Source organism: Halanaerobium sp. ST460_2HS_T2, assembly GCF_003337665.1.
Lineage (GTDB): Bacteria > Bacillota > Halanaerobiia > Halanaerobiales > Halanaerobiaceae > Halanaerobium > Halanaerobium kushneri.
Window position 1 is genome coordinate 40855 of sequence record NZ_QPJF01000006.1, and the last position, 23815, is coordinate 64669.

The following is a 23815-nucleotide window of genomic DNA, read 5'->3' on the forward strand; positions in this document are numbered from 1 at the left end:
GGTATTATAGAGAAAATAAATGGTAAATTGAGCTTGACAAAGTTATTTTAATAAGGTAAAATTAAAAAAACTTGAATTAGAATAAAATATTTAATTAAAAACTGTGATCAGGGAAAGTAATTAAAAATATTTATCTCAGCGAAGCGGGATTAGTGAGAGCCTGCCGGTAAGTATTTTAGTGAAGTTCCCCTGTGAGTTGTCAGCTGAACAAAAAAGTAAGCTTGAACCGGTTGTCTACCGTTATCCTGACAGATTATAGGATTTATTTTTAATTCCCGTAATTGTTGAGTGGGCTATTTAGCCAAAAAGATTGGTACCACGAGTATAACACCCTCGTTCTTTAATTAGAGCGGGGGTTTTTTGTATTTAGACAAAAATCTACATAAACTTACAAGTACCGTGCACCTGTCGGTTTATGTCATAATTTGTTAAATTTATTGACCGAACAGATTTTTTGATATAATTTGATGGTACATGGTAGCTGTAAAAAGGAGTGAGCAGATGAGTAATTTAGAATATGGATATTTAGGACCACCGGGAACATTTAGTGAAGAGGCAATTTCTAATTATTGTGCCAGGTATGGTGGCAGCACAGCTGCCTGTGGGTCAATTAGAGATATTGTAGAGGCAGTGATAGCAGATCGGGTTGATCTCGGGCTGCTGCCGCTGGAGAACTCACTGGAAGGATCGGTAAACTTAAGTCTTGATCTTTTATATCAACATCCAGAACTTAAACTTTACCGGGAAATTGTACTCCCAATTGAGCAGTATCTATTGGTTCAGCCAGGGGCTGGAAAAGAAGAGATTGAGGAAATTTACAGCCATCCTCAGGCAATTGCTCAGTCAGGAGATTATCTGGCCGCAGAGTTTAAAGATGCGAAAATTATTTATACTGATAGTACTGCTGCAGCAGCAAAAAAAGCACTTGCAGACAGAAAGCGGGCTGCTGTGGGCTCAATCAGGCTGGCTGAGATTTATAAGCTAGAAATTATGGCAGAAAATCTGCAGGGGGATCTTCCAAATGCCACCCGCTTTGTTCTGGCAGCGAAAAAGGATAAAGATCTGGGTGCAAATAATCATCTGGGAGAAGCAGCAGCAAGTGATTTTAAAACTTCTATTATCTGTGCACCTATGGTTAACGAAGCCGGGGTTTTGCATCGGATACTGGGTAAATTTGCGGAAGAAAATATTGATCTGACAAGAATTGAATCTCGACCAAGCAGGCAGAGACTGGGAGAATATATTTTCTATATTGATTTAAAAGGCTGCAGCAGTGATCAGCACCTGAGCTCAGCTCTGGAAGAGGTAAAAAAGATATCTTCCTATTTTAGACTTTTAGGTTCCTATCCCAGGACAGTTATAGAATAGACTTGGCCGTATAAACTTAAAAAGTGATTAGATAATTTAAATTAAGTATTTTTAAAATTAAACTAAAAGCTGAAATTAAAATTAAATATTTGGGCGAAAAAGCGCAATTTTTATTTGACAGAATTAAAATTGCTTGCTATAATACTCATTAAATAAATAAGTTCACCTAAAAACTTTGAAAGAGGATCCAGTAAGCTTAGGAGCTGAAATACACCTCTTGAGTTGCCAGCTGAAAGTTAAACTAGTAAGCTAAAATGGCCGTCAGCCGTCGTTACCCGGTGCGGAAGTGTTGGCTTCCAGTAGAGATAATCTGTTATTTAATGAGATTAAAACAGGTGGTACCGCGATTTCAATCGCCCTGACTAAGGGGCGATTTTTTGTATTTTTAGAGGTTTTTTTGTAAATTGTTTTTGGATAAGATTTGGTGGAGTTATTTTCAAAGTTTATTTAGCTATAATTTTAAACAAAATTAGACAAAAACTGACAAGTGCACGGTACGTGAACATTAATAAGCATAAACGAACATAATCAAAAAAGTATTTTAGAAGAGAGGAGAATTAATTATGATAGCAGTATTAAAGAGAGATGCAAGTAGAGAAGACAAGGATCAGGTAATTGAGGTTATTCGTGGTGAAAATTTTGAGGTTCATCCGATTCAGGGGGTTGAAAAAACTGTAGTAGGTGTGCTGGGCGATCCGGCAAGAAAATCAAATTTAAAAGAAAAATTGGAAACAATGGGAGCAGTAGAGAGAGTTGTTTTGATTTCCGATCCCTATAAATTGACCAGCTGGAATTTCAAGCAGGAAAAAACGGTTATCGATCTTGGTGACGGTGTTAAAGTTGGTGGCGATCAGCTGACAGTGATGGCCGGCCCCTGTTCTGTAGAAAATAGAGAGCAGATTATTGAGACAGCTAAAATTGTGAAAGCTGGAGGAGCCCAGATTCTTCGTGGAGGAGCTTTTAAACCGCGTACATCTCCTTATTCTTTTCAGGGACTGGGTGAGGAAGGTTTGAAGCTGATGGCCGAGGCCAGAGAAGAAACCGGGCTCAAGATTGTAACTGAATTGATGGATATTGAACATATAGATGTTGTCTGTAAATATACAGATATTATTCAAATTGGAGCTCGTAACATGCAGAACTATTCTCTTTTGAAGGAAATAGGAAAACTCGATAAACCAGTTATGCTCAAACGCGGAATGGCAGCTACAATTAAAGAATGGCTGCTGGCGGCAGAATATGTGATGAACAATGGTAATCATGATGTAATTCTCTGTGAAAGAGGAGTCAGAACTTTTGGTGAGGAGACAAGAAACACCATGGATTTAAGTTCAATTCCTCTGGTTCAGCAGCTAAGTCATCTGCCGGTGATTGCAGATCCGAGCCATGGTACAGGTCGCTGGGAATTAGTGATCCCAGTTGCCAGAGCAGCCGTTGCGGTTGGAGCAGATGGAGTGATGGTTGAAGTTCATCCTGATCCTCAGAATGCGTTGTCTGATGGTCCTCAATCCCTCAAGCCCAAAAACTATCACTTAATGATGGACGAAATTAAAGCTATTAATAATTCTCTGCACAGTTTTGAATCCAGAGAAAGAAAAATAGCTTATGCCTGAGTTTAAAAAAATAGCTGTTGTTGGAGTTGGGCTGATTGGGGCCTCTCTGGCAGCAGCTTTAAAAAAATCTGATCCCAAACTTGAGATTACAGCAGTTGACAGAAGTGCAGAGACTATTAAAAAAGCAAAAAAATTAGGAATTATCGATCGGGGTTTTAGCGAGATTGCTGATAATTTAAAAGATCAGGATTTAATTTTTATTGCAGTACCGGTAGCAGCAATAAAAACTGTAATTAGAAAAATTAAAGAAGGTGGTGAAAGCCAGCAGCTGCTGGTAGATGCCGGCAGTACCAAAAAAGAAGTGATGATTCAGGCAGCAGAGATTTTAAAAGACAGCCAGAAAATTTTTATCGGTGGACATCCAATGGCCGGTTCTCATAAATCAGGGATAGACTGGCATAATTCAGAGTTATTTAAAGGTGCCCCCTTTATTTTAACTCCCTGGCTTGAGGAGCAACAAGAAATCTCAGAGCAGAAATTAGAATCAGAGCAGAAATTGGAAAAAGGTTCAGAGTTGAGCTTAAAGCTAGAATTGTTGAGGCAGCTGGAGGATTTAATTGAAAAAATTGGGGCCCGGGTCCATATTATATCGGCAGCAGAACATGATCACTGTACAGCATATCTGAGTCATCTGCCCCATCTTTTATCTTCGGCTCTGGTAAACTTAAGCCAGCAGCAGAATTTTAAAGGTGAGTTTTTTGAACTATCGGGAAGTGGTTATCGAGACATGACAAGAATTGCGGGGAGTTCTGCTGAACTCTGGCAGGACATTATACTGTCTAATCGAGATAACCTGGCAGAATTGATTGGAAATTACATAAACGAGCTGAAAGAATTAAAGAAGGATCTGGAAAATAATGATCAGAATAAAATTTATAAATTTCTGGCAAAAGCAGCAGAGATCAAAAATAATACAGAAGAAGCATAAGAATCATAAAAAGCATAAAAAGCATAAAAATCATAAAAAATTTAATGAACTTTTATCAGAATAATAATTATATTAAAGCAGTAATTAAAGAAGAGAGAAATGAGGAGGAAATAAAGTGTTTAAAGTTAATCCAGCAGATAAAATCAGTGGGGAAATTAGAGTACCGGGAGATAAATCAATCTCTCACCGCTCTCTGATTTTGTCTTCAATTGCAGAGGGAGAGAGTAAAATAGAAGGGCTTTTAGAGGCTGAAGACTGTCTGAGTACAATGGGAATTATGCGAGATTTAGGTGTTGAAATTACTAAAGAGCAAAAAGGCAAATATACTGTTCAGGGAAAGGGACTAAATGGTCTTGAGGAAGCCGGAAATGTTTTAGACTGCGGTAATTCAGGTACTTCAATGAGATTGCTGGCAGGTCTGCTGGCTTCACAGGATTTTTATTCAGTGCTTACAGGTGATCATTCTCTGCGTAAAAGGCCAATGCAGCGGATAATTGGACCCCTGTCAGAAATGGGAGCCAAAATTTGGTCCCGCCGGGACGGTTTGGCCCCGTTGAGTATAAAAGGCCAGCAGCTTGAGGGTATGCAATATGAGCTTCCGGTTGCCAGTGCTCAGCTTAAATCTTCAATTTTGCTGGCAGCTCTAAAAACAGAAGCAGAAACAGTTATTATTGAACCTGCTGTTTCCAGAGATCACACTGAGCGGATGCTTAAGGGAGCAGGTATTGATCTAGAAATTCTGGAAGATAGAATTATTCTTAAACAGGCTGAAAAAAGAAGCTTGAAACCATTTGAAATTAAAGTTCCAGGTGATATTTCTTCAGCAGCCTTTTTTATTGCGGCCGGGCTTTTGGCAGCTGAAGGTGAGCTTTTGATTAAAAATGTGGGGATTAATCAAACCCGGAGTGGTTTTCTGGAAGTAATAGAAGCCATGAATGGAAAAATCGAACTTTTAAACAAAAGAGATCAGGGTGGAGAACCAACGGCAGATATTCTGGTTAAACCCTCCAACTTAGAGGGTACAGAAGTCAGTGGAGAAGTAATACCGCGTTTGATCGATGAGATTCCTATTATTTCTGTCCTGGCAGTTTTTGCAGAGGGTAAAACTGTAATTAAAGATGCCGAAGAATTAAGAGTTAAAGAAACGGACCGGATTAAAGCTGTAGTAAATGAATTTAGACGTTTGGGAATAGAAATTGGAGAAAATGAAGATGGAATGGAAATTAAAGGACCCCAGCAGGTTGAAGGTGGAATTGAAGTTGAAAGTTATCACGACCATCGAATTGCAATGTCGCTGGCTGTAATGGCCTTGAATTCTAAAGAGGGAATTGCAATCAATGGCAGCGAAATTATTGCTACTTCTTTTCCCAATTTTAAAGAGCTATTAGCAGAGGTGATTGGATGAAAAAATTAATTGCTGGAATTCCAACTGAAATTAAGGAGATGAGCCGCTATCGGGCTGGCAAAAGCATTGAAGAGGTTAAAGAGGAGTATGGGCTGAAAAAAATAGTTAAACTTGCTTCTAACGAAAATCCACTGGGGCCTTCAATTCAGGTTATTGATGTAATTCAGTCAGAGGCTAAAAATGTCTGTCTTTATCCTGATTCGGACAGTAGAGAGTTAAAAACAGCACTGGCTGATAAATATCAGCTGGCTGAAAATAAAATTTTTCTGGGTAATGGGTCTGACGAAATTTTAGATCTTTTAATGACTTTGATTTTAAATCCAGGTGATGAGGTTATTCAGGCAGATCCAGCCTTTATAAAGTATGAGCTGGCAGTCAAATCAAGAGGCGGCAGTAGTGTTAAAGTTCCGCTGGCCGAAGATTACAGACATGATCTGCAGGCGATGGAAGCAGAAATCAACGATAATACTAAGGCGATTTTTATCTGCAACCCCAATAACCCGACCGGTACAATGCTGGACCGGGAAGAAATTGAAAATTTTCTGGAAAGGGTATCAGATGAGATACTTATAATAATTGACCAGGCTTATCAGGAATATATAACAGCCAGTGCTCCCTTTGATGGGATTGAATTACTGGATAAGTATTCGAATTTAATGTTGATGCGTACTTTCTCCAAAGCATATGGTCTGGCAGGAATGAGAATTGGTTATGCCCTTGCGGATCCCGAGTTAATAGATTATTTAAATCGGATTAGAGGTCCTTTTAATGTTAATCGACTGGCCCAGAAAGCGGCAGTGGCAGCCCTGGAGTCGGAATCGCATTTAAAAACCTGTCAGGATTTAAATAACAGAGAAAAGCAATTTCTCTATAACCAATTTGCTGAACTGGGACTTGAGTATATAGAGACAGAGTCTAATTTTATGATGGTTAATACAGAAATGCCAGCAGTAGAAGTTTTTAAGAAGCTGCAGCAGCGGGGAGTAATAATTAGACCGGGCCATCAGTTTGGGATGGAAAATTGGATTAGAGTGACTGTAGGTAATCGGGCCGATAATGAATTTTTTATCAGGAACTTAAAAAAAGTATTAGCAGAGAGGGATGAGTAATATGATAGCTGTATTAAAGCGAGGAGCAACAAAGGCTGATGAAAAGAAAGTAATTGAGTTAATTGAAGAAGCTGGTTTTTCTGCCCATCCGGACACAGGAGCTGAAACTACAATTGTTGGAGTAGTAGGAGTAGCACCGGAAAAAAAAGTAAATTTAAAAGAGAAGCTGCAGGTTATGAGCTGTGTGGATAAAGTAGTAGTAATTTCCGATCCCTATAAACTTACCAGCTGGAATTTTAAGCAGGATAAAACGGTGATTGATCTTGGTGATGGAGTTAAGGTAGGTGGAAATGAACTAACAGTAATGGCAGGTCCCTGTTCGGTAGAAAATGAGGAGCAGATGCTGGAGACAGCTCGAGTAGTTAAAGAAGCAGGTGCCAAGATACTGCGCGGAGGAGCTTTTAAACCAAGAACATCCCCCTATTCTTTTCAGGGTCTGGGAGAAGAAGGTCTTAAACTCTTAGCAAAGGCTAGAGAAGAAACAGGCCTCAAAGTTATTACAGAATTGATGGATATTGAGCATATAGATGTGGTCTGCAAATATACAGATATTATTCAGATAGGGGCCCGAAACATGCAGAATTATGCCCTTTTAAAAGAAATTGGCAAACTTGATAAACCTGTAATGCTTAAGCGAGGTATGGCAGCAACAATTAAGGAATGGCTGCTGGCTGCTGAGTATGTAATGAATGAAGGAAATCATCAGGTTATTTTATGTGAAAGAGGTGTCAGAACTTTTGGTGAAGAAACCAGAAACACTATGGATTTAAGTTCGATACCCTTAGTTCAGCAGTTAAGTCATCTGCCGGTTATAGCAGATCCCAGTCATGGTACTGGACGCTGGGAACTGGTGATCCCGGTTGCCAGAGCAGCTGCTGCAGTTGGTGCAGATGGAATTATGGTTGAAGTCCATCCCCACCCGGAGAATGCGCTTTCGGATGGTCCCCAGTCTTTAAAACCTGACAACTTTAGACTGCTGATGGATGAGTTAAGTGCAATAACTAATTCTCTTAAATCATTTCGATCAAGAGAAAAGAAAATTGCCTATGAATAAAATTTACTGCTAATTTTTGGTGGTAAATATTTAGCAGTTGGTGTTATCAGGAATTTCTAAAAGGAGGGAAAATTTTGTTTGAATATTTAACGGCTGGCGAATCCCACGGGCCAAGATTAACAGCAATAATTAAAAGTCTGCCTGCGGGTCTTAAAGTAGAAGTTGAAGCAGTAAATGAGCAATTATTTAGAAGACAGCAGGGTTATGGTCGTGGTGGTCGGATGAAAATAGAAAGTGATCAGGTAATAATCAATTCGGGTCTGCGGCATAAAGAGACTCTCGGTACCCCGCTCAGTATGACTATTGAAAATAAGGACTGGCAAAACTGGGTGGAAGTAATGGCACCTGATAAAGAAGCTGAGGCAGATATGGAAGCCCTGACTAATCCTCGACCGGGGCATGCTGATCTGCCGGGAGCCTTAAAATATAATCATCGGGATCTGCGCAATGTACTGGAAAGAGCCAGTGCTCGCGAAACTGCAGCTAGAACTGCGGTTGGAGCAGTAGCCCGACAGTTTTTAAATCAGTTTGATATCAATATTTACAGTCATGTAATCCAGATTGGCAACTTAAAAAGTGAGACCTGGACAGATATTAAAGCAAAAGATCCCGAACGTTTTAAACGGGAGTCTGATATTAAGGAATATTTTGACGAACTTGATAAAACAGAACTTCGCTGTGGAGATACTGCTAGAACTGAGGCCATGAAGCATTTAATTGATTCCTGGCGAGCCAATGGGGATTCAGTTGGAGGAGTATTCGAAATTGTTGTTACCGGCCTCCCGGTTGGATTGGGCAGCCATGTTCACTGGGATTTAAAGCTGGAAAGTAAGCTGGCAGCTCAGTTGATGGGAATTCAGGCAATTAAAGGTGTGGAAATTGGAGCTGGCTTTAAGGGGGCTGGACTTCCGGGTTCCAAGGCTCATGATGAAATCTTTTATAATCTTGACCGGGGTTTTTATCGAAAGTCAAATCAGGCAGGTGGAATTGAAGGTGGAATCAGCAATGGGGAAGAGTTAATTATTCGACTGGCGATGAAGCCAATCCCTACTCTGGCAAAACCCCTGCACTCTGCTGATATAATTTCCAAAAAAGAAACTACAGCAGCCAAAGAGCGTTCTGATGTCTGTGCTGTACCAGCGGCAAGTATAGTTGGAGAAGCGGTTACTGCTTCTGTGCTGGCCAGTAGTACAGCCGAAAAATTTGGTGGAGACAGTATGCAGGAAATCAAACGCAATTATGACAGTTATCTTGAACAGCTGAGAAAGTTTTAAATAGTTCTAATCTTTCTCTCACATTTTCATCACATTTCTGACTTATACTATTAACAGATAAATAAAAAATACTTAATCAAATTATTTTTATGGTTAGGTTAATAGTAATTTTAAAGGGAGTGCTTATATTTAATGAAGAAAATTTTAGTTTCACTTTTATTGATAACTGTTCTGATGGTTCCAACAGCTGTTATGGCTCAGCAGATGAATGGAGAACCCGCTGATCCTTCTCTAAGTAAGAATCTTAATGCTAATAAAGTTGTGGCTACTGTAAATGGAGAAAAGATTACTTCTCAGCAGCTGGCAAAGCAGGCAAAAGTTAATCAGATTTTACAGCAGGTAAGTCAGGTTGATCAGCAGCTGGCACAGATTTTAGCGAGTTCTGAAGCAGGTAATTCTGTATTAAAGAAACTACAGCAGGCTAAGTTAGATAGTTTAATTGATAATGTACTGCTGGAACAGGCAGCAGAAGAATCGGACATTAATCTGACACAGGCAGAAAAAGACAAAATTTATCAGCAGCAGAAATCAGCTATCTTAAAACAGAATCAAATGGACGAAAAACAGTTCCTGTCTATTCTTAAACAGCAGGGTTATAAAAATGAGGCTGCCTATAAAAAAGAATTTACTAATAATCCTCAGATTAAGATAAATAAATTAATTGAGGAAAAAGTGCTGGCTGATATTAAAGTTAGCGAAAAAGAACTGCAGCAGGCTTATGATAAAAATAAAGAAGCCCTGGCACAGAATGGAAAGGATACTTCTTTTAAAGAATTAAAGCCTCGTTTAAAAAAGATGCTCAAACAGCAGAAGCAGAGTAAGGCAATCAATCAGTATTTAGCTAAACTGAGAGAAGATGCCAAAATTGAAAAGAATATTTAGTTAAAACTTCCTTAGATAAAGATTATCTAGATTAAGTCCTGCCTAAAAGCAGGGCTTTTTTCTTTATGTTATAATTAGTGTGAGTTGATAAACTTTAAAGCTAAAATTACAGAATAAGGAAGTGGCAGTATGAGCGGCAAAAAGGTTCTGATAATTGATGATGATCCACATATTAGAGAGATACTCGAAGATTATATTAAATTTGAAGGTTTTGGTGTTATAGCAGCTGAAGATACTGAAACAGGATACCGGATTTTAAAAAAACAGTCAGTTGATATTTTAATTCTGGATATTATGCTGCCCGATGAGAATGGTTGGGAGTTCTGTCAGCGGATTAGACCGGAATTTGATCTACCAATTATTTTTCTCAGTGCCAAAGATGAAGCTGCAGATAAGATAACTGGACTTGAACTGGGAGCAGATGATTATATCAGCAAACCATTTAGCCCGCGGGAGGTTGTGGCCCGGATTAAGGCTGTTTTAAGAAGATATCAAAAAAATACAGAAAAACCCGGACAGCTTCAATTTGGTGATCTTTTAATTAACAAAGAAGAACATTATATCAAATATCAGGGAGATTTTATTGAACTAACACCGAAAGAATTTTCTCTGCTCTGGCACCTGGCTCAGAATCCAAAAAAAGTTTTTAGACGGGAAAATTTGCTAAAGGCTGTCTGGGGTTATGATTATTTTGGAGATGCCCGAACTGTAGATACTCATATCAAATCACTGCGAAAAAAACTGGGTGATGCTGCAGCAGCAATTGAGACAGTCTGGGGGGTAGGATATAAATTTGAAGCCGAAAAACTGGAAGACAAATAGTCTATTTAGCAAATTATTTTTTAGATTTATAGTTCTTTCGCTGATTATCATAGTTGTCTTTGGCCTGATTATTATCTTTTATTTAGAAGATTTTCTTTATAACCGGCGTGAAAATGAAGTTTTATATAATTTGAATCAGTTAAAAACAGATTTAAAGCAACTCTTGATTACCGGCGAGGAAGAAGAGATAAATAAAATACTTAGTCTCACCGCTCGCCAAAATAGGGGTCAGATCTGGTTAACAGATAGTAAAGGAAATATAATTTACAGTTATCCCGGCAGGATAGATGAGCGGGTCAACTTTGAAGGTTATAATCAGATTTTTAATAACAAATTGCTTTCCAGCCGGGTAGATTCAGCTCAATTTGAACGGCCAATGCTTTTAAACGCTGCTGCCATGGAAGTTGCTGGAGAAAAGTATGGTCTGCTCTTTTTTACTTCTGTCCAGGGGATTAATTCAACAGTGGACCAGATTCAAAAAATTATGCTCTATTTGGCTCTTTTTTCAGCGCTTCCTGCGCTGCTGCTTGCCTATTTCTGGGCCAGAAGTATTTCCAATCCTCTCAAAAATATTAGTAAAACTGCTGAAGAAATCAGCCGGGGTAATTTTTTGGAAATAAATACTTCGCAAAACACTAAAGAATTGAAAAATCTGGCAGAGAGTATCAACGATATGTCAAAAACTCTGGCCCAAAATATGAACAATTTAAAAGAAGAAAGAAATAAACTAAACTATATTCTCTCCGGGATGGAAGAGGGGGTGCTGGCTCTAAATTCCGATCGGGAAATAATTTTACTAAATCAATCATTTGCAGACCTTTTTATTGCTCCTCCTGCTGCTGAACTGAATAATCAGCAGGAAATTTCGGAACTGCTAAATAACCGGCAGGTAATTGAGTTTATAGAAACGAGTATGCAAAAAAAGGAAAGCAGAAGTCTCGAAATTAAGCTGCCAGAAGCTGAAAAATATCTGCTGCTGCACAGTACAGCAATTTTTAGAGATAGCAAATTCTGGGGGACTGTCATTATTTTTCAGGATATTTCAGAGAGGTGGCGTTTTGAAAAACTCCAGAGTGACTTTGTGGCCAATGTTTCTCATGAGTTGAGAACCCCACTTTCCTCAATTAGAGGAGCTGCCGAGATTGTTTACGATGGTGCAGTTAGTAGAAAAAAGGCCAAAGAAAAATATTTAAATATGATTATAGAAGAAAGCAATAGGCTGGAAACTATGGTAAATAAGATTCTGAGTATTTCGGAGTTAAAAACTGATATACTCAGACGGACAGAAATAAATTTCTCTAAATTTGTTTTTAATATGCTTCAGGATTATCAAAAAGTCAATGAAGTGCAACAGGAAATTGATTTTCAGATTGAAGCAGGTATCGAAATTAATGCTGATGCTGACAAGATCAAAAGGGTAATAATTAATTTGCTGGATAATGCAGTAAAATATTCGCCGACTGCTGGCAAAATTGTTATCAAATTAGCTGAAACAGATTTGTCGGTAAAATTTATAGTGCGGGATCAGGGACCCGGAGTACCCGAGGAAGAAAGAAAAAATATCTGGGAAAGATTTTATAAAGTTAATCAAAAGGGTTTTCAGAGTCAGATAAGAGGTAGTGGTCTGGGTCTGGCGATTGTTAAAGATATTATAGAACTGCATGGGGGCAGGGTTTATCAAAAAAATCTAGATTCAGGTTCAGAATTTGCCTTTCAGCTTCCTAAAAATAATAATTTTTAAGCTGCTGGAAGTTTATCGGCTTAATGTAAAAGAATTACTTACAATTTGATAGTTTTGCTGATATAATTAAAAAGAATAAAATTTCTTAAGGAGGCATTATAGATGAGTGAAGAAAAAAAGAATGAAAATGCATATCAGGCCAAAAATGCCTGGTCAGAAATGGGTGAAGAAGAGAGAGAAGAAGTTTTTGCCTTTAATGAAGCTTATGCAAAATTTTTAAGTGAAAACAAAACCGAAAGGGAATTTGCTTCTGCAGCAATTGCTGAACTGGAAGCGGCCGGTTTTAAAAATATTAATCAGTTTAAAAGTCTAAAAAAGGGAGATAAAGTTTATGTAGAGAATCGCTCCCGGGCTTTAATGGCAGCTGTAATTGGGGAAAAAGATTTGAAAGAAGGTCTGAAAATTGTCGGCAGCCATATTGATTCTCCAAGGCTTGATTTAAAGCCAAACCCACTTTACGAAGATGGAGAAATGGCAATGTTTAAGACTCACTATTATGGTGGAGTTAAAAAATATCAGTGGGTAACTATGCCGCTAGCTCTGCACGGGGTAGTTGTTAAAGATGACGGAACTCAGATAGAAATAAGTATTGGTGAAAAAGAAGATGACCCTGTTTTCTTTATCAGTGATGTTCTGCCACATCTGGGTAAAAGTCAGATGAAAAAATCAATGAGTGAGGGTATCAGTGGTGAGCAGTTAAATGTTGTTATTGGAAGCATCCCGGTTGCTGATGAAGATGCAAAAGAAAAAATTAAAGAAGCTGTTTTAAATCATTTAAAATCCGAATATGATTTTAAGGAAGAGGACTTTATCAGTGCTGATCTGCAGGTGGTTCCAGCGTTTAAGACCAGAGATGCAGGTTTTGATAGAGGTCTGCTGGCTGGTTATGGACATGATGATCGAGTCTGCAGTTATACAGCTTTAGAAGCTATTCTGGATGTAAAAGATCCTGAATATACTTCGGTAGTTTTACTGATGGACCGGGAGGAAGTCGGCAGTATGGGTTCAACCGGTATGCAGTCTCACTTTTTTGAAGATCAGGTGGCCAATCTGGTAGATCTTTACTATAATGATTACAGCGAATTAATGGTGCGTAAGGTTATGCAGAATTCGAAGGTTTTATCTGCAGATGTAAATGCAGCCTATGATCCTGACTTTGCTGAAGTCTATGCCAAACATAATTCGGCTTATCTGGGTAAAGGGATTGTTATTTCAAAGTATACTGGAGCCCGTGGAAAAGCTGGAGCTTCTGAGGCCAGTGCAGAATTCATGGGAGAAGTTAGAGGTCTCTTTAATAATGCTGGTGTTATCTGGCAGACAGCAGAGCTCGGCAAAATTGATGAAGGTGGTGGTGGAACCATTGCCCAATTTTTGGCCAATTATAATATGGATGTAGTTGACTGTGGACCGGCTGTGCTTTCCATGCATTCTCCCTATGAGGTAGTTAGTAAGGCTGATGTTTATCATTCCTATTTAGCTTATAATGTGTTTTTAGAAAAATAAATTGTTTAAATTTTGATTTTAACACAGGAGAGGCCGCTGATGCTTCTTCTGTGTTTTGAAATTTAATTTAGGAAAATGTTAATTGCTTAACTTTAATTAAAATTATATCGTATATAATAGATGTTGTAAGTCAAAATGAAATTAAAATTTCTAGGCCATAATTAAAGTTAAAAATTAATAATACCAGGGAGTGATATATAATGGCAAAGATTGATCAGGAAGAAAAAAACAAAATTAAAGAACTGTTCTCTAAAAATTTAAAAGACGAAGTAAATTTACTTTTCTTTTCTCAGGAGGAAGGCTGTCAGTACTGTGAAGATACAGAAGAAATTCTGGCAGAAGTTACAGCTTTAGATGAAAGAGTAAATTTTGAAAAACATTTACTTGGCAGCGAAAAGGCTGAAGAACTAGGCATTGATAGAGCACCTGCAATTATTTTCTTAAATAATGAGGGTCAGGACAGCGGAGTTCATTTTTATGGAATTCCTTCAGGTTATGAGTTTACTTCTTTAATTGAAGATATTTTGGATATGTCTGATAAAGAAAGAATTGATCTATCTGAAGATATCAAAAAAGAAATTCAGGAACTTGATTCTGACGTACTGCTGCAGGTATTTATTACTCCTACCTGTCCTTATTGTCCACGTGCGGTTAGAGTTGCTCATCAAATGGCAATGCTTAACCCCAGAGTTAGAGGAGAAATGGTAGAAGCAATGGAATTTGAAGAGCTATCTTCCAGCTTTAATGTATCAGGAGTACCAAAAACAGTGATTAACTCCGGTGCAGATGAGCAGGTTGGTGCTGTGCCAGCGAAAACAATTCTGAAAAAAGTTCAGGATTTAGCTGTAGCAGCCAGCTAAGATAAAGACTTTGTATTTTTGTTTACTTGCAGCTGGTGCAAAAGGGGTTTTGTACCGGCTGTAAAAAAATTTTATTAACACAACAGGAGGAAATTCAAAAATGAGTAAACCGGTAAAAGTAACAGATGGGAACTTCAGTCGTGAAGTTTTAAGAGCTGACAAAAAAGTTTTAGTTGATTTTTGGGCAGAATGGTGTGGACCATGTAGAATGGTAGCACCCGTTGTAGAGGATATCGCCAGAGAATACAGTGATCAGATTAAGGTTGCTAAATTAAATGTTGACGAAAATCAGTCTACTGCTTCCAGATATGGAATTATGAGTATTCCAACTATGCTGGTAATGGAAGACGGTAAGGTTAAAGATAAGCTGGTAGGTTATATGCCTAAAGATAAACTGGCTAAAAAACTTGGCTTAAAATAATAAAATTTTTGCTTGATTTATAAGCCTCCCTTTTTATATTATTATAGAAAGGGAGCTTTTTTATATTTTTCTTGCTAATAACCCTGTAAAAGTTTTAAGTTTTATGATAAAATTAAGATTGATTAAAAAAGGAGGGTTATCAGTGCAGCGTTTATTAATAATACATACACCTGATGCTGATCTTAAGGATATAGCAGAGGGTATAAAAGAAGGGGCAGAATCACAGGGGTTTAGAGTTGACATAAAAAATACAAAAGATGTGGGAAATGGAGTCTCCTTTTATCCCTACGATTTAATTCTGGCAGGCAGTCCAACCAGGGGGATTTTTAGAGGGAAGATAGATGAATCATTAAGTTCATTTCTTTCTAAAGCCAAACGTACTGTCGGAAAAGATGCTGTCGCCTATGTTAAACCTCGTTTTTTTGCAACCAATAAGGCTTTAAAGAAGGTAATGGCTGCTCTTGAATCACAGGGCTGTATAGTTAAGAATTTTAAGGCAATTAAGAACCACCAGTCAGCAGTAGAATTTGGTAAAAATATTAAAATATAGAATTTAAAAACCGCAGTTAAAATTTGGGCTGTGGTTTTTTCAAATTATAAAATTCTGGAGTGAATTAACAGAGTATGAGTAAAAATTGTTCTATTAAGTTAGAAAATGTACAGCAGATTATTGATGATCAGGAAAAACAGCAGATCAACAATCGGTATCAGGGTGAATTTTATAGCAAAAATCAAAAACTTTATTTAAGCTATCAGGATGATGCTGAAGGTCTTGATGGTTCGCAGACTATTATTAAAATTGATCCTGAACGGGAACGAGTTTTACTCCTGCGCCAGGAACCTGCTGCTATGAAGCAGGATTTTGTAACTGGTAAAAAGCAGGAGGGTTATTTTAAGACTGCCTATGGTGAGATCAAGATGGCAGTTAAAACAAAAAGATTGGAAATGGAAATCAGCGATAATGCGGGCCTGATTAGAATTAACTATCAGGTTTTTCTGGGTGGAGAATTAAATGCTGAACACCATTTAAAAATAAATTATAAAATTATAAAGGAAAATTCATAGGAGGTTTATTGTTTTGCAGAAAAATTTACAGGCCGCTGTGGAAGCTGAACTTATCAGCTTTCTGGTCGAAAGTGTAAAAAAAGCAATTTTTGATGGAGATTTAGATTTAGAGAAGGTACCTGAGGTCTCAATAGAAGTACCGCGCGAAAAAGGCCACGGGGATTATGCTACCAATCTGGCAATGGTTTTAGCCGGCAGGGCAGGGATGAACCCCCGCAGGATTGCTGAGATTATTGTTGATAATTTTGAAAGTGAAATAGTAGAAGACATAAGTATAGCCGGTCCGGGTTTTATTAACTTTAAACTAAACAATGCCTGGCTCTGGAATAACTTAAAGATTATTACCAGAAGAGCAGATGATTATGGTAAAATTGATGCCGGCAAAGGGAAGAGAGTGCAGGTGGAGTTTGTTTCTGCCAATCCAACCGGACCACTCCACGTTGGACACAGCCGGGGAGCAGTTGTTGGAGATGTAACTGCTTCAATTATGGAAGCTGCGGGTTTCGATGTAGAAAGAGAATATTATATTAATGATGCTGGAAACCAGATGGATATTCTGGGTCAGTCAACTCTTTTAAGATACCGGGAGCTGCTGGGAGAAGAAATTGAAATGCCGGAAGATGTATATGCCGGTGATTATGTTAAAGAAATTGCTCAGGATTTATATGATGATTATGGTGCTGAGTTGATGGAAAAAGATGAAACAGCAAGAATTGAAATTTGTCGTGAGTATGCCTATCAGGAAATGCTTAAAAATATAAAATCTGATCTGGAAGAATTCGGAATTGAATTTGATAACTGGTTTAGTGAGCGCACACTGCATCCTGAACAGATTGAGCATGCAATAGACCTTCTGCGGGATAAAGGTTATATTTTCGAAAAGGAAGATGCTCTCTGGTTTAAATCTACTGATTTTGGAGATGATAAGGATCGAGTAATTATCAAATCAGATGGTTCACCTACTTATCTGGCAGCAGATATGGCCTATCATTTAGATAAGCTGGAGCGCGGCTTTGATAAATTAATTAATGTCTGGGGTGCCGATCACCACGGTTATATTCCAAGGATGAAAGCAGTAATTGAAGCCTTCGGTTATGACAGAGATACGCTCGAGGTTATTGTAGTGCAGATGGTAACTCTGCTCCGGAATGGCAAGAAAATGCCAATGTCCAAAAGAGCCGGCAGCTTTGTAACTATGAGTGAGGTAAACCAGGAGGTTGGAAGAGATGCAGCTCGTTACTATTATGTAATGCGCAGCACTGACAGCCATCTTGATTTTGATCTGGAGCTTGCTAAAGAAGAATCAAGCAATAATCCGGTTTATTATGTTCAGTATGCTCATGCAAGAATCCACAGTATTATTGCCAATTCTGAACTGGAAGCAGCTGCTGATAATCTGGATCTATTAACACATGAAGCTGAGATTGACTTAATGAAGATGCTGGCTAAACTGCCGGAAGAAATCAAATTAAGTGCAGAATCAAGACAGCCGCATCACCTTACAACTTATGCCTATGATCTTGCAACAGCTTTCCATTCATTCTATAATAATTGTCGGGTAAATACAGACAGCAGCGAACTGGCCCAGGCGAGACTTTATCTGGTTAATGCAGCCCGCCAGGTCTTAAAAAATGTTTTAACTCTGCTGGGCATTAGTGCTCCGGAGCAGATGTAGTTATAATTTAAATAGTCAGGTTTTAAAATAGAGAAGATTTACTAAAATTTGATGGTGAATCTTCTCTTTACATAAATACTTATAATTAATTTCAAGATTAAAAGTGGAGGAGATAGCAAAAATGACCAAGTATATTTTCGTAACCGGAGGAGTGGTTTCTGCTCTTGGGAAGGGGATAACTGCAGCTTCCCTGGGCCGTCTGCTTAAAAGTAGAGGTCTTAAAATCAGTATTCAGAAATTCGATCCTTATATTAATTATGATCCAGGAACAATGAGTCCCTATCAGCACGGAGAAGTTTTTGTGACTGATGATGGGGCCGAAACTGATCTGGATTTAGGCCATTATGAACGCTTTATTGATGCCAATTTAAGTCAGAGTAATAATGTAACTACCGGTAAAATTTATGGTTCTGTAATTCAAAAAGAACGTCGAGGAGATTATCTGGGAGCAACAGTACAGGTTATTCCGCATATTACAGATGAGATTAAAGATCGAATTACCAGAGTTGGTAGAGAAACTAATGCTGATGTTGTATTGACTGAGATTGGTGGTACGGTTGGTGATATTGAGAGTTTACCTTTTTTAGAGGCGATTAGACAGCTGAAAAATGATCTGGGACGGGACAATATCCTTTATCTTCACTGTACTCTGGTTCCTTATCTTAAGGCGGCGGGTGAGCTAAAAACCAAGCCAACTCAGCACAGTATTAAAGAAATGCGCAGTATTGGTATCCAGCCTGATATTGTTGTCTGTCGTTCTGAGAGAGAGTTAACCCAGGAAGTTAAGGACAAAATTTCTCTTTTTGGTAATGTGGAAAAAGAGGATGTTATTCAGCTTGTTGATGCAGAACATATTTACGAAGTACCCTTGATGCTGGAAGAAGAGGGAATGGCTGAAAATGTGATTAAAAAACTGAAACTGAAAGATCAGGTCAAAAAAGCTGATCTTAAAAATTGGATTGAGCTGGTAGATAAAATTAAGGATCGTGACCATACAGTTAAGATTGGAATAGTTGGTAAATATGTTGAACTTCCGGATGCATATATCAGTATAGCAGAATCATTTACCCATGCCGGGATTGCCAACAACTGTGAAGTTGAGATAGAGTATATCTATGCTGAAGACTTAGAGACTCTAAACCAGGCCGAAAAGAACCTGGCTGATTTAGATGGTATTCTGGTCCCGGGTGGTTTTGGAGATCGGGGAATTGAAGGTAAGCTGAAGGCGGTAGAATATGCTCGCAAAAACAAGGTTCCTTATTTTGGAATCTGCCTCGGTATGCAGTGTGCTGTAATAGAATATGCCCGTAATGAGCTTAATCTTAAAGAGGCAAACAGTAGTGAGTTTGATGAGCAGGAAAAAGAACCAGTAATTGCTCTGATGCCAGACCAGCATGATGTAGAAGATATGGGTGGGACCATGCGTCTGGGGCTTTATCCCTGTAAACTAAAAGAAGAAAGTATTAGCCGGATGGCTTATCAGGAAGAAGTAATCTATGAGCGCCACCGCCACCGTTATGAGTTTAATAACCACTATCGAGAAGATATCGAAGCGGCGGGAATGGTTTTGAGTGGATTATCACCTGACGAAAGACTGGTCGAGATAGTTGAGGTGCCTGAACACCCCTGGTTTGTAGGAGTTCAGTTCCATCCTGAATTTAAATCACGTCCAAATAGACCACATCCTTTATTTGTCAGTTTTATCAGAGCAGCAATGGAACAGAAAAATAGCAAAAAATAAGGGGGAGCTAATATGGCAGGAGATTTAGTAAAGTGTGATTTTAATTCTCCGATAGCAACTGTCAGCATTAATCGGCCTCAGGTTTTAAATGCTTATAATGAAGAACTGCTGGATCAGCTGCAACAAATACTGGTAGAATTGTTTGAAGCTGACGAGGCAGCAGCTGTTATTTTAACTTCAGAAGGCAGCAGAGCTTTTTCTGTTGGCGGTGATATAGATTATCTGGAAAAATTAGATTATAAACAGGCCAAAAAATTGTCGCAAAAGGGCCAGCAGCTCTGTAATTTAATCGAAGAAAGTGCTCCGGTTGTAATTGCAGCAATTGATGGTTATGCCCTTGGTGGTGGTATGGAAATAACACTGGCCTGTGATCTTCGCCTTGCCTCGACCCGGTCTAGATTTGGGCAGCCGGAAGTTAAGCTGGGAATTATTCCAGCCTTTGGAGGCACTCAGCGGCTGCCGCGGCTGATAGGAGAAGCAGAAGCAAAAGAGTTATTATATACAGGTGATATTATTGATGCAGCATTAGCCTATGAGCTGGGGCTGATTAATAAAGTGGTTACACCCCGCAGTTTGCTTTCGGAGGCAAGAGAATTAGCCCTTGAGATAACGGATCGTTCAACTCAGGCTGTCAAAATGATTAAAAAGGCTGTAAACAAAAAATGTCAGGAGCCTTCTCAGGCCGGTTATGAATACGAAAGTGAAGCATTTGCTCAGTGTTTTAAAACTGAGGAACATAAAGTTAGAATTAGAGAGATCAGGCGGATTGTTAAAGAGGATAGTTAAAGTCAAATGGCCGCTTAACCTAATTTTTGAGATTCAAAAAAGGATTTTCATAATCAATGAAGAATAATTAGGTTAAGGAGGTGAAGACCTGGCCTCAAGTTTACAGGCCGGGATAAATAATGTTAATCAATCTTTCGACAACAATTGCTTTAAGCTGTCCTGCCTGTGGGCGTCTGGAAAAGGAGAAGGTCAATATTTTTGAGCTGCCGGCTGGTGAACTTAAACAACTAAGCTGCAGCTGTGGAGCAGAAAAAGCAGCGTTGATGAGAAAGGAAAATTCTCAGCTGCAGATTAATTATTTCTGTTTGCACTGTGACAAAGCTCATAAGGTGTTAGTTAGCGCTCAGGATTTCTGGCGTTCAAACCATCTTCAGCCTCTTTCCTGCAGAGACACAGGTCTTAATCCGGGGTTTTTTGGTCCCCCGGCTCTGGTTAACGAGGAGATAAAAAAAGAGAAGCAGGATCTCGAATTAATGGCAGCCGAGCTTGGTTTTGATGATTTTAAGAATCCTGAGGTCATGCTGCAGGCACTTGACATTATTCATGATATTGCCGTGGAAGAGGCTTTAAGCTGTGAATGCGGCAGTGATGATATAAATATAGAATTATTTTCTGACAGAATTCAACTAATTTGTAACAACTGCGGCTCGCGTTTAAATATAGCTGCTGTCGATAAAGAAGATTTAAAAAATTTAAGACAGTTAAACAGCGTGCAGCTGCATTCTATTCAGGGAAAATCAAATAATTTTTAAAAGACCCTGGATTAATATTTAATAAGGAGGATATTAATTATGAACTTAGTTCCAATGGCAGATATTTTACAGGATGCACACAAGAAAACTTATGCAGTGGGTGGATTTAATATTAACAATATGGAATTCCTGCAGGGAATTATGATGGGAGCAGAAGAACTTAATTCTCCTGTTATTTTACAGGCAAGTGAAGGTGCAATTCGCTATATTGGTATGGATTATGTAATTAAGATGGTTGAGGCTGCTACAGATAAGACTGATATTCCTGTGGCTTTACACCTTGATCATGGTAGTGATTTTGAGAGTGTTATGAAGTGTATCAGAGCAGGATTTTCTTCTGTAATGATTGATGCTTCTAAAAAGCCTTTTGAAGAAAACATTGCCTTAACCAAAAAGGTTGTAGAGGCAGCGCATAATGTTGGGGTAAGTGTTGAAGCAGAATTGGGTACAATTGGTGGTACAGAAGATGACCATACAGTTGACGAAAAAGATGCAATGTATACTGATCCTGACCAGGCAAAAGAATTTATAGAAGCTACTGGAGTAGATGCGCTTGCAATTGCAATCGGAACTGCTCACGGTGTTTATAAAGGTGATCCTGAGTTAGATTTTGGCAGATTAGAAACTATTAAAAAGCTAATTGATATGCCTGTAGTTCTTCATGGAGCTTCTGGTGTTTCGGCAGCAGATTTAGAGAAGGCTGTAAGTCTTGGTGTAAACAAGGTTAACGTAAATACTGATTTCCAGCAGTCATTTACTGCTAGAGTCAAAGAAATTTTTGCTGAAAAGCCAGAATTATATGATCCACGTAAATACTGTGGACCTGGTAGAGATGCAATTGCAGAAAAAGTAAAAGAGAAAATTAGAATTCTGGGCAGTAATGGTCAGGCCTGGTAAATAGTAATTACTACCGGGTATCTGTAAAATATTTCTATAAAAGCTTATTGAATTTTAAGTTGATGGAGATATTTTACAGGTACCCGGTGTTTTATTCTTTTTCAAAAGGAGGATTTAGTTGACACAGCTCTGGTTAGAATTTATTTTAATGGCAATATTTATTATTATTTCAGGAACTTATTTATCAAGGTTTGGAGATATAATTGCTGATAAAAGTGGACTCGGTCAGGCTTTTATCGGTGGTATTTTAATTGCAATGGCAACTTCGTTGCCGGAACTGGTGACCAGTATCAGTTCAGCTATTGTAGGGGCACCAGATATTGCAGTTGGTAACGCTTTTGGCAGCAATACTTTTAATCTTGTCATCTTAGCCTTTGCTGATCTTCTACAGGGCAAGGGTCCACTACTACTTCGAGTTAACTACAGTCACATTCTTTCCGGTCTGGTAGGTGTTTTGCTTTCAGCACTGGTCGTCTTCAGTCTTATCTTATCTAATTTTATGAATTTTAATTTAAGTATTTTTGGTGTTGGTGTAGATAGTATTATCTTGCTGCTCACTTATATTATAAGTGTACGCATGATTTATCGTTATGATAAGAAAAATCCTCTTGATCCAGATGATCCAAAAAAAGAGGAAGATCCAAATCCAGACTATACTTTAAATAAGGCTCTGCTGGGTTTTGCTCTTTGTGCAGTTGTAATTGTTTTTAGTGGCTATCGTTTAACGATTACTGCTGATCAGATATCTATGCTGACTGGAATCGATCAGAGTTTTATTGGTTCAATTATGGTGGCTGCTGCTACTTCATTACCGGAACTGGTTGCAACTATTTCGGCTGTTAAAATTGGTGCCTATAACATGGCAGTAGGAAATGTCTTTGGCAGCAATATCTTCAATATGACAGTTATTTTCTTTGCCGATGTTTTTTATCGTCAGGGAGTTTTATTAGAAGATGCCCGCATAGTACATATTTTAACTGCAACTGTAGGTATTGTGATGGCAACTATAATTTTAATCGGTTTATTTTATCGATCTCGCCGCTCGTTTATGTGGATGGGCTGGGACTCGATTGCGGCTGCAATAGTATATTTTGTAGGAGTTTATCTGCTATTTCAGCTCGGACTAAACGTAATTTAATTTCAAATTTTTGTTATTGACTTAAATATTTTGCCTCTAAACTCTTGCCTTATTCCAAATTAAATTACAAGAAAAAGTAGAATTCTTATTAAAGTTAAAAATGACTACCTTCCCGATCGGCACCTCCTGTGCCGCGGTCAGCTCAGAACATCGTGTTCTTCGGTCAGTTTTAACTTTGCTATTCATAAACTTTTTCTAAGCAATTTACTAAGTCAGCTCGACAGGAGTTTAGAGTCAATAATATAAATATCATTCAAAATTTGAAATTAATTACTGAGATAAATGAAGCTGCTTAATCTATTGCTGCCTCCTGCGGCAGGATTAACAAACAACCTCCTGTTGTTTGACCTCATTTATCCTAGTTACTCATCAAGCTTAAATAACTAAAAATACTAAGTCATCTAGTTTAAAGCTATTTTAATAAAATGAAATAATCAGCATAATAATATTCTTAAATTACTTAGGTAGTATGGACTACCTTCCCGATCGGCACCTCCTGTGCCGCGGTCAGCTCAGAACATCGTGTTCTTCGGTCAGTTTTAACTTTGCTATTCATAAACTTTTTCTAAGCAATTTACTAAGTCAGCTCGACAGGAGTTTAGAGTCAAAAATATAAATATCATTCAAAATTTGAAATTAATTACTGAGATAAATGAAGCTGCTTAATCTATTGCTGCCTCCTGCGGCAGGATTAACAAACAACCTCCTGTTGTTTGACCTCATTTATCCTAGTTACTCATCAAGCTTAAATAACTAAAAATACTAAGTCATCTAGTTTAAT

The 23815-nt window shown here is 38.3% G+C and carries 21 protein-coding genes and 1 other annotated feature; all 21 genes read left to right on the plus strand.

Annotation, left to right across the window (positions count from 1 at the left end):
* Positions 1–94 precede the first annotated feature (94 nt).
* Positions 95–343, plus strand: a binding site (T-box leader).
* Positions 344–501: 158 nt separating this feature from the next.
* The 21 genes from pheA to DFR80_RS04235 all read left to right on the plus strand — a co-directional run bounded on the left by pheA (position 502) and on the right by DFR80_RS04235 (position 23034).
* Positions 502–1368 (plus strand): prephenate dehydratase, encoded by an 867-nt coding sequence (gene pheA, locus DFR80_RS04135; RefSeq protein ID WP_114489283.1) that lies wholly within the window; start codon positions 502–504, stop codon positions 1366–1368.
* Between the two features lie 563 nt (positions 1369–1931).
* Positions 1932–2981 carry a 3-deoxy-7-phosphoheptulonate synthase gene (aroF, locus tag DFR80_RS04140; protein ID WP_076544153.1) on the plus strand — a complete coding sequence of 350 codons (1050 nt, stop codon included), beginning with the start codon at positions 1932–1934 and terminating at the stop codon, positions 2979–2981.
* Positions 2974–3909, plus strand: a complete 936-nt coding sequence (locus DFR80_RS04145) for a prephenate dehydrogenase/arogenate dehydrogenase family protein (protein WP_076544154.1) — start codon at positions 2974–2976, stop codon at positions 3907–3909. Before aroF (DFR80_RS04140) ends, DFR80_RS04145 begins: the two co-directional genes overlap by 8 nt.
* 115 nt (positions 3910–4024) lie before the next feature.
* The gene (aroA, locus tag DFR80_RS04150; RefSeq protein ID WP_114489284.1) at positions 4025–5314 is read left to right on the plus strand and encodes a 3-phosphoshikimate 1-carboxyvinyltransferase; all 1290 of its coding nucleotides are present in this window, start codon (positions 4025–4027) and stop codon (positions 5312–5314) included.
* Positions 5311–6423 carry a histidinol-phosphate transaminase gene (gene hisC / locus DFR80_RS04155; protein ID WP_076544156.1) on the plus strand — a complete coding sequence of 371 codons (1113 nt, stop codon included), beginning with the start codon at positions 5311–5313 and terminating at the stop codon, positions 6421–6423. The genes aroA and hisC overlap by 4 nt, the downstream gene beginning before the upstream one ends.
* Position 6424: 1 nt before the next feature.
* Complete coding sequence (aroF, locus tag DFR80_RS04160) at positions 6425–7477, plus strand: 3-deoxy-7-phosphoheptulonate synthase (RefSeq protein ID WP_076544157.1); 1053 nt, start codon at positions 6425–6427, stop codon at positions 7475–7477.
* Positions 7478–7551: 74 nt separating this feature from the next.
* Positions 7552–8751, plus strand: a complete 1200-nt coding sequence (aroC, locus tag DFR80_RS04165; RefSeq protein WP_076544158.1) for a chorismate synthase — start codon at positions 7552–7554, stop codon at positions 8749–8751.
* Between the two features lie 132 nt (positions 8752–8883).
* A complete protein-coding gene (locus DFR80_RS04170; protein ID WP_114489285.1) occupies positions 8884–9633 on the plus strand; it encodes a SurA N-terminal domain-containing protein in 750 nt (249 codons plus the stop codon).
* A 129-nt stretch (positions 9634–9762) separates the two neighbouring features.
* A complete protein-coding gene (locus DFR80_RS04175; protein WP_114489286.1) occupies positions 9763–10455 on the plus strand; it encodes a response regulator transcription factor in 693 nt (230 codons plus the stop codon).
* On the plus strand, positions 10427–12196 hold the full coding sequence (locus tag DFR80_RS04180) for an ATP-binding protein (protein ID WP_114489287.1): 1770 nt from the start codon (positions 10427–10429) through the stop codon (positions 12194–12196). The genes DFR80_RS04175 and DFR80_RS04180 overlap by 29 nt, the downstream gene beginning before the upstream one ends.
* A gap of 102 nt (positions 12197–12298) precedes the next feature.
* Positions 12299–13699: an aminopeptidase gene (locus DFR80_RS04185; protein WP_076544162.1), complete on the plus strand. Its 1401-nt coding sequence runs from the start codon at positions 12299–12301 to the stop codon at positions 13697–13699.
* 200 nt (positions 13700–13899) lie between these two features.
* The gene (locus tag DFR80_RS04190) at positions 13900–14559 is read left to right on the plus strand and encodes a thioredoxin family protein (RefSeq protein ID WP_076544163.1); all 660 of its coding nucleotides are present in this window, start codon (positions 13900–13902) and stop codon (positions 14557–14559) included.
* A gap of 100 nt (positions 14560–14659) precedes the next feature.
* Positions 14660–14980 (plus strand): thioredoxin, encoded by a 321-nt coding sequence (gene trxA, locus DFR80_RS04195; RefSeq protein ID WP_076544164.1) that lies wholly within the window; start codon positions 14660–14662, stop codon positions 14978–14980.
* 142 nt (positions 14981–15122) lie between these two features.
* Positions 15123–15530 (plus strand): hypothetical protein, encoded by a 408-nt coding sequence (locus tag DFR80_RS04200; RefSeq protein WP_076544165.1) that lies wholly within the window; start codon positions 15123–15125, stop codon positions 15528–15530.
* A gap of 74 nt (positions 15531–15604) precedes the next feature.
* A complete protein-coding gene (locus DFR80_RS04205) occupies positions 15605–16045 on the plus strand; it encodes a DUF1934 domain-containing protein (RefSeq protein ID WP_076544166.1) in 441 nt (146 codons plus the stop codon).
* 13 nt (positions 16046–16058) lie between these two features.
* The gene (argS, locus tag DFR80_RS04210; RefSeq protein ID WP_076544167.1) at positions 16059–17720 is read left to right on the plus strand and encodes an arginine--tRNA ligase; all 1662 of its coding nucleotides are present in this window, start codon (positions 16059–16061) and stop codon (positions 17718–17720) included.
* Between the two features lie 121 nt (positions 17721–17841).
* Positions 17842–19461 (plus strand): CTP synthase, encoded by a 1620-nt coding sequence (locus DFR80_RS04215; RefSeq protein WP_143414009.1) that lies wholly within the window; start codon positions 17842–17844, stop codon positions 19459–19461.
* Positions 19462–19473: 12 nt separating this feature from the next.
* Positions 19474–20247, plus strand: coding sequence for an enoyl-CoA hydratase/isomerase family protein (locus DFR80_RS04220; protein WP_076544168.1), 774 nt, complete (start codon positions 19474–19476; stop codon positions 20245–20247).
* 119 nt (positions 20248–20366) lie between these two features.
* Positions 20367–20999, plus strand: coding sequence for a hypothetical protein (locus DFR80_RS04225; protein WP_076544169.1), 633 nt, complete (start codon positions 20367–20369; stop codon positions 20997–20999).
* A 39-nt stretch (positions 21000–21038) separates the two neighbouring features.
* Complete coding sequence (locus DFR80_RS04230) at positions 21039–21896, plus strand: class II fructose-1,6-bisphosphate aldolase (RefSeq protein WP_076544170.1); 858 nt, start codon at positions 21039–21041, stop codon at positions 21894–21896.
* Positions 21897–22014: 118 nt separating this feature from the next.
* The gene (locus tag DFR80_RS04235; protein ID WP_076544171.1) at positions 22015–23034 is read left to right on the plus strand and encodes a sodium:calcium antiporter; all 1020 of its coding nucleotides are present in this window, start codon (positions 22015–22017) and stop codon (positions 23032–23034) included.
* Positions 23035–23815: the final 781 nt, after the last annotated feature.

Coding starts and splice junctions, on each gene's coding strand:
- DFR80_RS04215 (WP_143414009.1), top strand. CDS start 17,842: ATGACCAAGTATATTTTCGTAACCGGAGGAGTGGTTTCTGCTCTTGGG.
- trxA (WP_076544164.1), top strand. CDS start 14,660: ATGAGTAAACCGGTAAAAGTAACAGATGGGAACTTCAGTCGTGAAGTT.
- aroF (WP_076544153.1), top strand. CDS start 1,932: ATGATAGCAGTATTAAAGAGAGATGCAAGTAGAGAAGACAAGGATCAG.
- DFR80_RS04175 (WP_114489286.1), top strand. CDS start 9,763: ATGAGCGGCAAAAAGGTTCTGATAATTGATGATGATCCACATATTAGA.
- hisC (WP_076544156.1), top strand. CDS start 5,311: ATGAAAAAATTAATTGCTGGAATTCCAACTGAAATTAAGGAGATGAGC.
- DFR80_RS04230 (WP_076544170.1), top strand. CDS start 21,039: ATGAACTTAGTTCCAATGGCAGATATTTTACAGGATGCACACAAGAAA.
- DFR80_RS04145 (WP_076544154.1), top strand. CDS start 2,974: ATGCCTGAGTTTAAAAAAATAGCTGTTGTTGGAGTTGGGCTGATTGGG.
- DFR80_RS04170 (WP_114489285.1), top strand. CDS start 8,884: ATGAAGAAAATTTTAGTTTCACTTTTATTGATAACTGTTCTGATGGTT.
- DFR80_RS04190 (WP_076544163.1), top strand. CDS start 13,900: ATGGCAAAGATTGATCAGGAAGAAAAAAACAAAATTAAAGAACTGTTC.
- aroF (WP_076544157.1), top strand. CDS start 6,425: ATGATAGCTGTATTAAAGCGAGGAGCAACAAAGGCTGATGAAAAGAAA.
- DFR80_RS04220 (WP_076544168.1), top strand. CDS start 19,474: ATGGCAGGAGATTTAGTAAAGTGTGATTTTAATTCTCCGATAGCAACT.
- DFR80_RS04185 (WP_076544162.1), top strand. CDS start 12,299: ATGAGTGAAGAAAAAAAGAATGAAAATGCATATCAGGCCAAAAATGCC.
- DFR80_RS04205 (WP_076544166.1), top strand. CDS start 15,605: ATGAGTAAAAATTGTTCTATTAAGTTAGAAAATGTACAGCAGATTATT.
- DFR80_RS04225 (WP_076544169.1), top strand. CDS start 20,367: ATGTTAATCAATCTTTCGACAACAATTGCTTTAAGCTGTCCTGCCTGT.
- pheA (WP_114489283.1), top strand. CDS start 502: ATGAGTAATTTAGAATATGGATATTTAGGACCACCGGGAACATTTAGT.